At 46.6% G+C, this 13,646-nt stretch carries 6 protein-coding genes, 5 tRNA genes and 3 rRNA genes; 3 read left to right on the top strand and 11 right to left on the bottom strand.

What is annotated here, in order from left to right; all coding sequences use genetic code 11:
- Nucleotides 1–127: 127 nt before the first annotated feature.
- The gene (gene ilvY, locus OCV56_RS00230; RefSeq protein WP_086711538.1) at nucleotides 128–1,018 is read left to right on the top strand and encodes an HTH-type transcriptional activator IlvY; all 891 of its coding nucleotides are present in this window, start codon (nucleotides 128–130) and stop codon (nucleotides 1,016–1,018) included.
- A 117-nt stretch (nucleotides 1,019–1,135) separates the two neighbouring features.
- On the opposite strand, the gene OCV56_RS00225 is transcribed toward ilvY, so the two are convergent.
- From OCV56_RS00225 to OCV56_RS00175, 11 genes are all read right to left on the bottom strand, one after another.
- Nucleotides 1,136–1,226 (bottom strand) — tRNA-Ser (locus OCV56_RS00225).
- 71 nt (nucleotides 1,227–1,297) lie between these two features.
- Nucleotides 1,298–1,413, bottom strand: a 5S ribosomal RNA gene (gene rrf, locus OCV56_RS00220).
- Nucleotides 1,414–1,508: 95 nt separating this feature from the next.
- A 23S ribosomal RNA gene (locus OCV56_RS00215) occupies nucleotides 1,509–4,402 on the bottom strand.
- A 306-nt stretch (nucleotides 4,403–4,708) separates the two neighbouring features.
- Nucleotides 4,709–4,784: transfer RNA gene (locus OCV56_RS00210), tRNA-Val, on the bottom strand.
- A 29-nt stretch (nucleotides 4,785–4,813) separates the two neighbouring features.
- Nucleotides 4,814–4,889 (bottom strand) — tRNA-Ala (locus tag OCV56_RS00205).
- A gap of 25 nt (nucleotides 4,890–4,914) precedes the next feature.
- Nucleotides 4,915–4,990: transfer RNA gene (locus OCV56_RS00200), tRNA-Lys, on the bottom strand.
- Nucleotides 4,991–4,992: 2 nt separating this feature from the next.
- Nucleotides 4,993–5,068 (bottom strand) — tRNA-Glu (locus OCV56_RS00195).
- 124 nt (nucleotides 5,069–5,192) lie between these two features.
- Nucleotides 5,193–6,747, bottom strand: a 16S ribosomal RNA gene (locus OCV56_RS00190).
- Together the 16S, 23S and 5S rRNA genes with 5 tRNA genes alongside form the textbook arrangement of a ribosomal RNA operon.
- Nucleotides 6,748–7,278: 531 nt before the next feature.
- Nucleotides 7,279–7,806: a menaquinone-dependent protoporphyrinogen IX dehydrogenase gene (hemG, locus tag OCV56_RS00185; RefSeq protein WP_086712371.1), complete on the bottom strand. Its 528-nt coding sequence runs from the start codon at nucleotides 7,804–7,806 to the stop codon at nucleotides 7,279–7,281.
- Between the two features lie 10 nt (nucleotides 7,807–7,816).
- A complete protein-coding gene (locus OCV56_RS00180) occupies nucleotides 7,817–9,274 on the bottom strand; it encodes a TrkH family potassium uptake protein (RefSeq protein WP_086712372.1) in 1,458 nt (485 codons plus the stop codon).
- 34 nt (nucleotides 9,275–9,308) lie between these two features.
- Complete coding sequence (locus OCV56_RS00175) at nucleotides 9,309–9,932, bottom strand: YigZ family protein (RefSeq protein ID WP_086712373.1); 624 nt, start codon at nucleotides 9,930–9,932, stop codon at nucleotides 9,309–9,311.
- 227 nt (nucleotides 9,933–10,159) lie between these two features.
- On the opposite strand from OCV56_RS00175, the gene fadB reads away from it, so the two are divergent.
- Together fadB and fadA are read left to right on the top strand one after the other, a co-directional pair.
- The gene (gene fadB, locus OCV56_RS00170; protein WP_048611252.1) at nucleotides 10,160–12,331 is read left to right on the top strand and encodes a fatty acid oxidation complex subunit alpha FadB; all 2,172 of its coding nucleotides are present in this window, start codon (nucleotides 10,160–10,162) and stop codon (nucleotides 12,329–12,331) included.
- A gap of 26 nt (nucleotides 12,332–12,357) precedes the next feature.
- Nucleotides 12,358–13,521 (top strand): acetyl-CoA C-acyltransferase FadA, encoded by a 1,164-nt coding sequence (fadA, locus tag OCV56_RS00165; RefSeq protein ID WP_086712374.1) that lies wholly within the window; start codon nucleotides 12,358–12,360, stop codon nucleotides 13,519–13,521.
- The last annotated feature ends 125 nt before the right edge of the window (nucleotides 13,522–13,646 follow it).

Genomic DNA, 13,646 nt, shown 5'->3' with positions numbered 1-13,646 from the left:
AATAAGTCCGTAAGGTCGATATCTCTCTATCGAATGACTTCATACTAAAACAGACACTCCGTTGCTGAAAGTGATATATTCACAATTAGTTATTGCAATAAATGCAACATGGAAACGTTCGCAGAACATGAACATAAAATCTCTACAACTATTTATACATTTATGTGATAGCAAGAGTTTCAGCAAAACCGCTGCTGCTATGCATGTTAGCCCTTCAGCGCTGAGCCGTCAGGTACAAAAGCTTGAAGAGGAAACAGGACAAGAACTGCTTATCAGGGACAACCGAAGCGTTGACCTTACACCAGCGGGGAAGCACCTACTGCCTGTGGCATTGAGCATTGTTGGGGAGTGGCAGCAATATAACCTTCACTTGAAAGGTGGAGAACAGGAGTTGAAAGGTGAAATCCGTATATTTTGCTCCGTGACCGCAAGCTACAGCCACTTACCAGAACTGATTACTGAATTCAGAGCGATTCATCCGTATATCGAATTCAAGCTCTCTACGGGCGACCCTGCTCAATCTATAGACAAGATCTTAAATGATGAAGCGGATATTGCTATTTCAGCGAAACCAGACATCCTTCCCTCAAGGTTAGAATTTGAAACGATTAGCGATATCCCACTATCCGTCATCATTCCATCAGGTGTGAGTAGCTTTAGTCAGCAACTTCAGTCCGACAAGCCAAACTGGAATGAAGTGCCTTTTATCATCCCAGAAGCGGGGACTGCGCGTGAACGTGCCAATGCATGGTTTAAGAAGATGAAGATTAAACCCAACATTTATGCTCAAGTATCAGGTCATGAGGCAATCGTAAGCATGGTGGCTCTAGGGTGTGGAGTTGGTATTGCCCCTGACGTCGTCATCAACAACAGTCCTGTACGAGACAAAGTGGACCGCTTAAAGATAGAGCCAATCAAACCCTTTGAATTGGGTGTTTGTTGCAAGCGAGCACAGTTAGATAACCCTCTAATTCGAGCGTTCTGGCAAGTTGCAGAAGGGAAGTATTTAACGGACTAATAGTCGTTGGTTTCAATACAAAAAAGGGAAGAGCACGTCAGTGCTCTTCCCTTTTTCATTTATGTATATCACAGATAAGAAAAAAGCCCGCTGATTTCTCAGCGGGCTTTCTAATGGTGGTGGAGGGATAGGGATTTGAACCCTAGAACCGCTATTAACGGTTGCCGGTTTTCAAGACCGGTGCTTTCGACCACTCAGCCATCCCTCCAACAAATTGTCATCAACAGATTAGTACACTGTAGATGTTGTTACATGTATACACAGGTAACGATATTTAAAGCCTGGCGATGTCCTACTCTCACATGGGGAAGCCCCACACTACCATCGGCGCTATTGTGTTTCACTTCTGAGTTCGGCATGGAATCAGGTGGGTCCACAATGCTATGGTCGCCAAGCAAATTTTAAAATTCGGAAAGCTGTTTCTGTTCTCTTCAAACTCATTCAAGCGTTTGGTATTTCTTTGAGTCCATTAAAACCCCTTGGGTGTTGTATGGTTAAGCCTCACGGGCAATTAGTACAGGTTAGCTCAATGCCTCGCAGCACTTACACACCCTGCCTATCAACGTCGTAGTCTACGACAACCCTTTAGGACGCTTAAAGCGCCAGGGAAAACTCATCTCAAGGCTCGCTTCCCGCTTAGATGCTTTCAGCGGTTATCGATTCCGAACTTAGCTACCGGGCAATGCCATTGGCATGACAACCCGAACACCAGAGGTTCGTCCACTCCGGTCCTCTCGTACTAGGAGCAGCCCCTTTCAATTTTCCAACGCCCACGGCAGATAGGGACCGAACTGTCTCACGACGTTCTAAACCCAGCTCGCGTACCACTTTAAATGGCGAACAGCCATACCCTTGGGACCGACTTCAGCCCCAGGATGTGATGAGCCGACATCGAGGTGCCAAACACCGCCGTCGATATGAACTCTTGGGCGGTATCAGCCTGTTATCCCCGGAGTACCTTTTATCCGTTGAGCGATGGCCCTTCCATTCAGAACCACCGGATCACTATGACCTGCTTTCGCACCTGCTCGAATTGTCATTCTCGCAGTCAAGCGGGCTTATGCCATTGCACTAACCACACGATGTCCAACCGTGTTTAGCCCACCTTCGTGCTCCTCCGTTACTCTTTGGGAGGAGACCGCCCCAGTCAAACTACCCACCAGGCACTGTCCGTAATCCCGATTCAGGGACCAACGTTAGAACATCAAAACTACAAGGGTGGTATTTCAAGGACGACTCCACCACATCTAGCGACGCGGTTTCAAAGTCTCCCACCTATCCTACACATGTAGGTTCAATGTTCAGTGCCAAGCTGTAGTAAAGGTTCACGGGGTCTTTCCGTCTAGCCGCGGGTACACTGCATCTTCACAGCGATTTCAATTTCACTGAGTCTCGGGTGGAGACAGCGTGGCCATCATTACGCCATTCGTGCAGGTCGGAACTTACCCGACAAGGAATTTCGCTACCTTAGGACCGTTATAGTTACGGCCGCCGTTTACCGGGGCTTCGATCAAGAGCTTCGACCGAAGTCTAACCCCATCAATTAACCTTCCGGCACCGGGCAGGCGTCACACCGTATACGTCATCTTACGATTTTGCACAGTGCTGTGTTTTTAATAAACAGTTGCAGCCACCTGGTATCTGCGACTCTCGTCTGCTCCATCCGCAAGGGACTTCACTGATAAGAGCGTACCTTCTCCCGAAGTTACGGTACCATTTTGCCTAGTTCCTTCACCCGAGTTCTCTCAAGCGCCTTGGTATTCTCTACCCGACCACCTGTGTCGGTTTGGGGTACGATTCCTTACAATCTGAAGCTTAGAGGCTTTTCCTGGAAGCATGGCATCAATGACTTCACTACCGTAGTAGCTCGACATCGTATCTCAGCGTTAATGAAAGTCCGGATTTACCTAAACTTTCCGCCTACGTACTTGAACCTGGACAACCGTCGCCAGGCCCACCTAGCCTTCTCCGTCCCCCCATCGCAATTGTAAGAAGTACGGGAATATTAACCCGTTTCCCATCGACTACGCCTTTCGGCCTCGCCTTAGGAGTCGACTTACCCTGCCCCGATTAACGTTGGACAGGAACCCTTGGTCTTCCGGCGAGGGAGTTTTTCACTCCCTTTATCGTTACTCATGTCAGCATTCGCACTTCTGATACCTCCAGCAGCCCTTACAGACCACCTTCAACGGCTTACAGAACGCTCCCCTACCCCACATACCCTAAGGTACGTAGCCGCAGCTTCGGTGTATAGCTTAGCCCCGTTACATCTTCCGCGCAGGCCGACTCGACCAGTGAGCTATTACGCTTTCTTTAAATGATGGCTGCTTCTAAGCCAACATCCTGGCTGTCTGAGCCTTCCCACATCGTTTCCCACTTAGCTATACTTTGGGACCTTAGCTGGCGGTCTGGGTTGTTTCCCTCTCCACGACGGACGTTAGCACCCGCCGTGTGTCTCCCGGATAGTACTTACTGGTATTCGGAGTTTGCAAAGGGTTGGTAAGTCGGGATGACCCCCTAGCCTTAACAGTGCTCTACCCCCAGTAGTATTCGTCCGAGGCGCTACCTAAATAGCTTTCGGGGAGAACCAGCTATCTCCAGGTTTGATTGGCCTTTCACCCCTAGCCACAAGTCATCCGCTAATTTTTCAACATTAGTCGGTTCGGTCCTCCAGTTGATGTTACTCAACCTTCAACCTGCCCATGGCTAGATCACCTGGTTTCGGGTCTAATCCTAGCAACTGTACGCCCAGTTAAGACTCGGTTTCCCTACGGCTCCCCTAAACGGTTAACCTTGCTACTAAAATTAAGTCGCTGACCCATTATACAAAAGGTACGCAGTCACACCACGAAGGTGCTCCTACTGCTTGTACGTACACGGTTTCAGGTTCTATTTCACTCCCCTCACAGGGGTTCTTTTCGCCTTTCCCTCACGGTACTGGTTCACTATCGGTCAGTCAGTAGTATTTAGCCTTGGAGGATGGTCCCCCCATATTCAGACAGGATATCACGTGTCCCGCCCTACTCGTTTTCACTGATTATGATGTGTCGGTTACGGGGCTATCACCCTTTATTGCGAGACTTTCCAGACTCTTCACCTGCATCATTAAAAGCTTAAGGGCTAATCCAATTTCGCTCGCCGCTACTTTCGGAATCTCGGTTGATTTCTCTTCCTCGGGGTACTTAGATGTTTCAGTTCCCCCGGTTTGCCTCCTGTTGCTATGTATTCACAACAGGATACTTACTTATGTAAGTGGGTTTCCCCATTCAGGAATCCCAGACTCAAAAGGTTATTACTACCTAATCTGGGCTTATCGCAAGTTATTACGCCTTTCATCGCCTCTGACTGCCAAGGCATCCACCGTGTACGCTTAGTCACTTAACCATACAACCCGAAAGGGTCTTAGTGTATGGCAACTAACCAAGGTTTTTGGTTGTCATCAAGAAGGGTTAATTCTTGATAACTGTTTGCCGGACTCAATTGTGAATCAAATAAATTTGATTCGAATACAAGACACTTGAATGTGTTTGTTGTGTTTACCTAAAAGGTAAACATTGAGAACTTTTAAATTTGATTGAATTACTCGTAAGTAATCAATCAGTCAGCTTTCCAAATTGTTAAAGAGCAAGAGTTATAAGCGTTAAACTTTAAACCCATTTTTAAATACTCTCTTACGAGAATGCTTAAAGATGGTGGGCGATACCGGGCTCGAACCAGTGACCCCCTGCTTGTAAGGCAGGTGCTCTCCCAACTGAGCTAATCGCCCATAAAAGTTTTAATTCCTTATGGAAGGAATGGTGGAGCTATGCGGGATCGAACCGCAGACCTCCTGCGTGCAAGGCAGGCGCTCTCCCAGCTGAGCTATAGCCCCATATTTTTATTTCCTTGGGAGGAAATGGTGGGTCGTGCAGGATTCGAACCTGCGACCAATTGATTAAAAGTCAACTGCTCTACCAACTGAGCTAACGACCCAATGGTATCCCGTAGGGGAGTCGAACCCCTGTTACCGCCGTGAAAGGGCGGTGTCCTAGGCCTCTAGACGAACGGGACACTGCTAATTTATCTCCACTTTAAAAAGTAGAAACAAACTTCGAAGAACCTTGGGAGTTCTTCATCTCTTTGCTTTTCTAAACCTAATCAATCTGTGTGGACACTCATCGTAAATATCTTCGTATAAGGAGGTGATCCAGCCCCAGGTTCCCCTAGGGCTACCTTGTTACGACTTCACCCCAGTCATGAACCACAAAGTGGTGAGCGTCCTCCCCGAAAGGTTAAACTACCCACTTCTTTTGCAGCCCACTCCCATGGTGTGACGGGCGGTGTGTACAAGGCCCGGGAACGTATTCACCGTGACATTCTGATTCACGATTACTAGCGATTCCGACTTCATGGAGTCGAGTTGCAGACTCCAATCCGGACTACGACGCACTTTTTGGGATTCGCTCACTATCGCTAGCTTGCTGCCCTCTGTATGCGCCATTGTAGCACGTGTGTAGCCCTACTCGTAAGGGCCATGATGACTTGACGTCGTCCCCACCTTCCTCCGGTTTATCACCGGCAGTCTCCCTGGAGTTCCCGACATTACTCGCTGGCAAACAAGGATAAGGGTTGCGCTCGTTGCGGGACTTAACCCAACATTTCACAACACGAGCTGACGACAGCCATGCAGCACCTGTCTCAGAGCTCCCGAAGGCACACCTGCGTCTCCGCTGGCTTCTCTGGATGTCAAGAGTAGGTAAGGTTCTTCGCGTTGCATCGAATTAAACCACATGCTCCACCGCTTGTGCGGGCCCCCGTCAATTCATTTGAGTTTTAATCTTGCGACCGTACTCCCCAGGCGGTCTACTTAACGCGTTAGCTCCGAAAGCCACGGCTCAAGGCCACAACCTCCAAGTAGACATCGTTTACGGCGTGGACTACCAGGGTATCTAATCCTGTTTGCTCCCCACGCTTTCGCATCTGAGTGTCAGTATCTGTCCAGGGGGCCGCCTTCGCCACTGGTATTCCTTCAGATCTCTACGCATTTCACCGCTACACCTGAAATTCTACCCCCCTCTACAGTACTCTAGTTCACCAGTTTCAAATGCAGTTCCGAGGTTGAGCCCCGGGCTTTCACATCTGACTTAATGAACCACCTGCATGCGCTTTACGCCCAGTAATTCCGATTAACGCTCGCACCCTCCGTATTACCGCGGCTGCTGGCACGGAGTTAGCCGGTGCTTCTTCTGTTGCTAACGTCAAGAGATAGCGCTATTAACGCTACCCCCTTCCTCACAACTGAAAGTACTTTACAACCCGAAGGCCTTCTTCATACACGCGGCATGGCTGCATCAGGCTTTCGCCCATTGTGCAATATTCCCCACTGCTGCCTCCCGTAGGAGTCTGGACCGTGTCTCAGTTCCAGTGTGGCTGATCATCCTCTCAGACCAGCTAGGGATCGTCGCCTTGGTGAGCCATTACCTCACCAACTAGCTAATCCCACCTAGGCATATCTTGACGCGAGAGGCCCGAAGGTCCCCCTCTTTGGCCCGTAGGCATTATGCGGTATTAGCCATCGTTTCCAATGGTTATCCCCCACATCAAGGCAATTTCCTAGGCATTACTCACCCGTCCGCCGCTCGACGCCCATTAACGCACCCGAAGGATTGTTAGTGTCGTTTCCGCTCGACTTGCATGTGTTAGGCCTGCCGCCAGCGTTCAATCTGAGCCATGATCAAACTCTTCAATTTAAGATTTTGTGACTCAACGAATACTGACTTCAAAACTAATATTCATTCGAAAATGAACATGTAATTCTAAAGCTATTACCATTCCAACAGAATGATAATGAATTGACTGTGCCAAAATTAAGTAAACTTAATTTCGTATTGGTCACTCAGTTCATTGAAATCATTTTGTTACCGAAGTAACTGCTATTACCTAAGTAATAACGTTTTGATATTCATCAACGAGTGCCCACACAGATTGATAGGTTTAAATTGTTAAAGAGCTTTTCCTTTTTGAGCTTCGCTCAAATCGGACGGCCATTTTAGCGATTTAAGTTTTAGTGTCAACCACTATTTTCAAAACTTTTTTCAAGCGCTTAGCTTGGCTAATTTGACCTGCTGATTCGTTTTGGTTTCCTAAGAAGCCATCCCGTGTCAGCGAGGTGGCATTATAGAGATTTCGATCACACTGGCAAGCCCTTTTTTAAGTTTTTCTTGTTTTTTTATTCGTTCGATTAAAAAGAACTCAAAACGCCTCAAAAGTAGGCTTTTCTCTTACATTTCTTGTAGTTTCTTAGAGAATAAAGAGACTTTTTCCCAGTTTGTGTACTCAACTTCCTTGGTTGTATCCGTTTCACCGCCTGTCATATTCATAATGAAGCGAATCATGGTTTTATCGAACCAGTTATAACGTGGGTAATAGAGGGCACCAGCAAATACACCGATTAACGTCGGCTGCCATGGAGACTTTATAAGAAACTTCTTAATATAAGCACTTCCTTCTGGCGTATCTTTACCTTGGTCTTCTTTACGCGCCGTTAAGTTCACGCAGAAGAAAGCAACCTTGTTTGATTGCAGCTGAGCAAGGTTGGCATCAATGAATTGATATAGCTTCTTATTAAGGTGACCGTAACGAATCGATGCACCGATCAATACTCTGTCATATTGAGTAAAATCGACATTACTAATTGTGTGCAGGTCTTGAAGTTCACATTCGAACTCATTCATTTCTTCTTTTATATAGTTCAAGATTTTCTTGGTCTGGCCTTCACGGCTTGAATACAAAAATAGAGCTTTTGCCACAATGTTGTCCTTAGCTACGCCAAAACGTAGGGGTCAATAAGATTAATAAGGTGAAAATTTCTAATCGGCCAAACAGCATAGATACGATCAACACCCATTTAGCCTTATCATTCACATCGCCGAAGTGCATTGCCACTTCACCTAAGCCTGGACCAAGGTTATTCAATGTTGCCGCTACGGCAGAGAAAGCACTTAGCTCATCCATACCAGTTGCGATCAGAGCCAACATACAAACCACAAAGACCAAAGCATATGCTGAGAAGAAACCCCACACCGCATCCACAACACGTTGTGGTAACGCAGAGCCGCCAACCTTGATGGTATAAACAGCACGCGGGTGAACAAGACGCTTCATTTCACGAGCGCCCTGCAGAGTAAGCAGTAATATTCGAATAACTTTCATGCCACCACCCGTTGAACCTGCACAGCCACCTATAAAAGAAGAGAACAGAAGCAGAACGGGTAAGAACAATGGCCATTCGGAAAAACCAGTGGTGGTGAAGCCTGCTGTTGTAGATATAGATACCGTTTGGAACAAAGCCTGATCAAAGGCATCGTAATACGAGTCATAAGAGTGGTGATTAAGCAACAACAAGAAACAAACTAAGAACAAGACCGCCTGAATAAAGATAAACGCGCGGAATTCTGGATCTTTCCAGTAATACTTAGGATGCACACCACCAGACGCAAACGCCGCAAAGTGAAGAGAGAAGTTACACGCGGATATAAGAAGGAACACGACCGTTATCATGTTGATAGCAGGGCTGTTAAAATAGCCCATGCTTGCATCGTGAGTTGAGAAGCCACCAATCGCAATAGTAGAAAAACTATGGCTGATTGCATCAAAGAAACTCATACCAGCCAACCAAAACGCCACCGCACAAGCAATAGTTAAGCTGAGATATATGTACCACAGAGCTTTTGCCGTTTCGGCAATACGCGGAGTCATCTTACTATCTTTTACAGGACCAGGAATCTCAGCACGATATAACTGCATACCACCGATCCCCAGAACTGGAAGAATGGCTACCGCCAATACGATAATCCCCATACCACCAAACCATTGTAGGAACTGACGGTAAAACAGAATCGCCTTAGGGAGGTCATCAAGACCAACAATAACGGTCGCCCCTGTCGTAGTTAATGCAGAAAAGGATTCAAAGAAAGCATCAGTTACCGAAACGCTCGGGTTATCGGCTATCAAAAACGGTAAAGCACCTGCACTGCCGATTACCGTCCAGAACAAAACAACAATCAAAAAGCCATCACGTGCTTTCAATTCATGTTTATAGCGTCGGTTTGGAAACCAGCAAGTTGCTCCACAGAATAACAGAACGAAGAAGGTCGTCACAAATGGCACACCCGCACCATCTCGATAGATCAGTGCGACGAGCGCAGGAGCAAGCATTGATACACTAAAAAGTGCTAATAATAATCCGACGATTCGAATAATTGAGCGAAATTGCATGAGCTATTGAACGAAGCGAAATGCTTCACACTTCCTAGTTGTCTTTGACTTTCGTTACCAGTGCCTTAGCACCGCTTTTATTGATCATGGTTTGGGTAAACGAATCTACCTGACGGAGCTCTATCTCAATAATAAGCTCAACTTGAACACCATAATCCGCTTGGACCTCAACAGCCTGATGCTGAGTCATGATGGATTGTGCGATCGGCACAAATCCATAGTCTAACTCTAGCCGTAATTTTGTGGTTATTTTTTTCTCGATAGTTTGAAGCAGCTTGAGAGCTTGTTGTACTCCACCACCATAAGCCTTTACTAGGCCACCCGTTCCAAGCTTGATTCCGCCAGAATAACGAGTGACAACAGCAGTCAGTTCACCGACACCAGAACCAGACAGTTGCGCCAAAATAGGCTTACCCGCAGTACCAGATGGTTCTCCATCATCACTAAAGCCCCAAAGCATTGAGTCTTCAGGTCGACCAGCAACAAAACCCCAACAGTTATGTCGTGCTGAAGAATGCTCTTTCTTTACCTGTTCTACGAACTGTTTTGCAGCTTCTACACTTGGAGTATGAGCAAGATGAGTAATAAAGACGCTCTTTTTTATCTCTTCTTCAAACAGAGCCGACGCAGATGGTATTAAATAGGGCTGTTCATTCATATCGTTAACTTAGTTAATAAGAGCGACGAAGTGTATCACGCGTGAATAATAAGGGTTAGAGGATCTGTGCTATCGCACAATGTTAAACAATTGTTTAAAAAATGTATTGAAATTAATCAAGCAGAGGTACAGACTAAGATAACTGGTCTTACCAGGTATTCTACAATAATAGAAAGATAACAAGATTCTCTCAAACAATCGTGGATTGTATGTCATGGAGATAGACAATGATTTACCAAGCTAACACCCTACAGGTAAAGGAATTACAAGATGGTATTGCGGAATTAAGCTTCTGTGCACCAGCCTCTGTAAACAAACTCGACCTTGCTACTTTAGAATCACTAGACAAAGCGTTAGATGCTCTCAATGCTCACGCAGGATTACGTGGTTTGATCTTAACTTCAAACAAAGACGCGTTCATTGTAGGCGCAGACATCACTGAATTTCTTGGCCTATTCGCTAAGCCAGAAGCAGAACTTGATGAATGGTTAAGATTCGCTAATTCAATCTTCAGCAAGCTCGAAGACCTTCCTGTCCCAACTCTTTCAATGATGCGTGGCCATGCCCTTGGCGGCGGCTGTGAATGTGTTCTCGCTACCGATTTCCGTATTGGTGACAAGACCACCAGCATTGGTTTACCAGAAACCAAACTTGGCATCATGCCTGGTTTTGGTGGTTGTGTGCGCCTACCTCGTGTTATCGGTGCTGACAGCGCAATGGAAATTATCACGCAAGGCAAAGCATGCCGCGCAGATGAAGCGCTTAAAGTTGGCTTGTTAGATGCGATTGTTGAAACAGACCAACTACTAGAATCAGCGATCAACACTGTTTCTTTGGCAGCCAATGAGAAACTCGATTGGCAGCTACGCCGCAAACAAAAAACATCAGCGCTTTCACTAAGCAAACTAGAAGCGATGATGAGCTTTACCATGGCTAAGGGCTTAGTAGCTCAAAAAGCAGGGCCTCACTACCCAGCTCCGATTACTTCTGTGATTGCTATTGAAGAAGCAGCACGTAGCGATCGTGATGCAGCACTCGACATCGAACGTAAACACTTCGTTAAGCTAGCAAAATCTGAAGAGGCGAAAGCACTGGTTGGTCTATTCTTGAATGATCAATACATCAAAGGCCTTGCGAAGCAAGCGGGTAAATCAGCAAACAAAGCAACTGAGCGTGCAGCCGTACTCGGCGCAGGTATCATGGGCGGCGGTATTGCTTACCAGTCAGCATTGAAAGGCGTGCCAGTGATGATGAAAGACATCGCACAAGCGTCTCTTGATCTTGGTATGAACGAAGCTTCTAAGCTGTTGAATAAACGCTTATCACGCGGTCGCCTAGATGGATTTAAGATGGCAGGTATTCTGTCTTCTATTACTCCAAGCCTACATTACGCAGGTGTTGAACAATCAGATGTGATTGTTGAAGCGGTAGTAGAAAATCCGAAAGTAAAAGCAGCGGTACTGAGCGAAGTGGAAGGTTTGGTTGGTGAAGACACAGTACTTACCTCAAATACTTCTACGATTCCTATCAACCTGCTAGCGAAATCTCTGAAACGCCCAGAAAACTTCTGTGGTATGCACTTCTTTAACCCAGTGCATCGCATGCCTTTGGTTGAGATCATCCGTGGTGAGCATACTTCAGAAGAAACGATTAATCGTGTTGTGGCTTACGCAGCGAAGATGGGCAAATCCCCTATCGTTGTGAATGATTGCCCAGGCTTCTTCGTTAACCGTGTACTTTTCCCTTACTTTGGCGGTTTCAGCATGTTGCTACGTGACGGCGCTGACTTCACTAAGATCGATAAAGTCATGGAACGCAAGTTCGGTTGGCCAATGGGTCCTGCGTACTTGCTAGATGTTGTTGGCCTAGACACAGCACACCATGCACAAGCAGTAATGGCGCAAGGCTTCCCTGAGCGTATGGGTAAAGAAGGTCGTGATGCGATTGACGCACTTTACGTCGCTGAAAAATACGGCCAAAAGAACGGCAGCGGTTTCTACACGTATAGCGTAGACAAACGCGGTCGTCCGAAGAAAACCTTCTCTGAAGATATTCTTCCTATCTTGGCTGACGTATGCCAACAGCCACAAGACTTTGATGACCAGACAATTATCCAACGTGTGATGATTCCAATGATCAACGAAGTCGTTCTTTGTTTAGAAGAAGGCATTATCGCGACACCACAAGAAGCAGATATGGCACTGGTTTACGGTTTAGGCTTCCCTCCATTCCGAGGCGGCGTATTCCGCTACTTAGACAGTGTGGGCATTGGTAACTTCGTTGAAATGGCGAAAGGCTACCAAGACTTAGGTGCAATGTACCAAGTTCCTCAACTATTGCTTGATATGGCAGCGAAAGGCGAAAGCTTTTACGACAGCCAACAAGCAAGTTCTCTGTAACCCACATTTGGAAAAGGAATAGCAAAATGAATAATGTAGTTGTTGTTGATTGCCTTCGCACCCCAATGGGACGTTCCAAGGGTGGAGCTTTCCGTCACACTCGTGCTGAAGATCTGTCTGCACATTTGATGAAAGGCATTTTAGAGCGCAACCCTGAAGTAAACCCTGTCGAAATTGAAGATATCTACTGGGGTTGTGTACAACAAACGCTAGAGCAAGGCTTCAACGTTGCACGTAACGCTGCTTTGCTTGCTGGTCTACCGATTGAAATTGGGGCTGTCACCGTTAACCGTTTATGTGGCTCGTCTATGCAAGCTCTGCATGATGCAACCCGTTCAATCATGGTTGGTGATGCTGAAATCTGCCTAATCGGTGGTGTGGAGCACATGGGCCACGTACCAATGAACCACGGTGTTGATTTTCACCCTGGTATGTCTAAACACGTAGCGAAAGCTGCCGGTATGATGGGCCTAACTGCAGAAATGCTTGGCAAACTGCATGGTATTAGCCGTGAAGACCAAGATGCATTCGCAGCACGTTCACACGCTCGTGCTCAAGCAGCTACTGTTGAAGGTCGTTTCAAAAACGAAATCCTGCCAACAGAAGCTCACGCTGCAGACGGTTCTCTGTTCACTCTGGATTACGATGAAGTCATTCGTCCAGAGACAACGGTTGAAGGCCTATCTCAGCTGCGCCCGGTATTTGACCCAGCTAACGGTACAGTAACGGCAGGTACTTCATCAGCTCTGTCTGATGGTGCTTCTGCAATGCTAATCATGAGCGAAGAGAAAGCCAACGCACTTGGCCTCAAGATTCGTGCTCGCGTGAAGTCTATGGCTATCGCAGGTTGCGATCCTTCAATCATGGGTTACGGCCCAGTCCCAGCTACACAAAAAGCACTTAAACGTGCAGGCCTAACCATTGAAGATATGGGTGTGATTGAGCTAAACGAAGCGTTTGCCGCTCAATCTCTTCCTTGTGCGAAAGACCTAGGTCTATTGGATGTGGTTGACGAGAAAGTAAACCTTAACGGTGGTGCCATTGCTCTTGGTCACCCACTAGGTTGTTCTGGCTCTCGTATATCTACAACCCTAATCAATCTAATGGAAGCACAAGACGTGAAATACGGTTTAGCGACCATGTGTATTGGTTTGGGCCAAGGTATTGCAACAGTATTTGAACGCCCATAGCAATCACTGACTGTAATACTTGAAGGGTAATTTTTTGTGCAGCTATATTTATATGGCTGCACTTTTTATATCTGGCTATCAAGTCACGTACAGATTCGTTCAGCACCCTAATAAGAGAAAAGCAC

It is taken from the genome of Vibrio gigantis, from assembly GCF_024347515.1.
GTDB classification, from domain to species: Bacteria; Pseudomonadota; Gammaproteobacteria; order Enterobacterales; family Vibrionaceae; genus Vibrio; species Vibrio gigantis.
The sequence above is the reverse complement of the archived record's forward strand: the minus strand, read 5'-3'. Positions and strand labels throughout refer to the sequence as shown.

Coding starts and splice junctions, on each gene's coding strand:
- ilvY (WP_086711538.1), top strand. CDS start 128: ATGAACATAAAATCTCTACAACTATTTATACATTTATGTGATAGCAAG.
- OCV56_RS00180 (WP_086712372.1), bottom strand. CDS start 9,274: ATGCAATTTCGCTCAATTATTCGAATCGTCGGATTATTATTAGCACTT.
- OCV56_RS00175 (WP_086712373.1), bottom strand. CDS start 9,932: ATGAATGAACAGCCCTATTTAATACCATCTGCGTCGGCTCTGTTTGAA.
- fadB (WP_048611252.1), top strand. CDS start 10,160: ATGATTTACCAAGCTAACACCCTACAGGTAAAGGAATTACAAGATGGT.
- fadA (WP_086712374.1), top strand. CDS start 12,358: ATGAATAATGTAGTTGTTGTTGATTGCCTTCGCACCCCAATGGGACGT.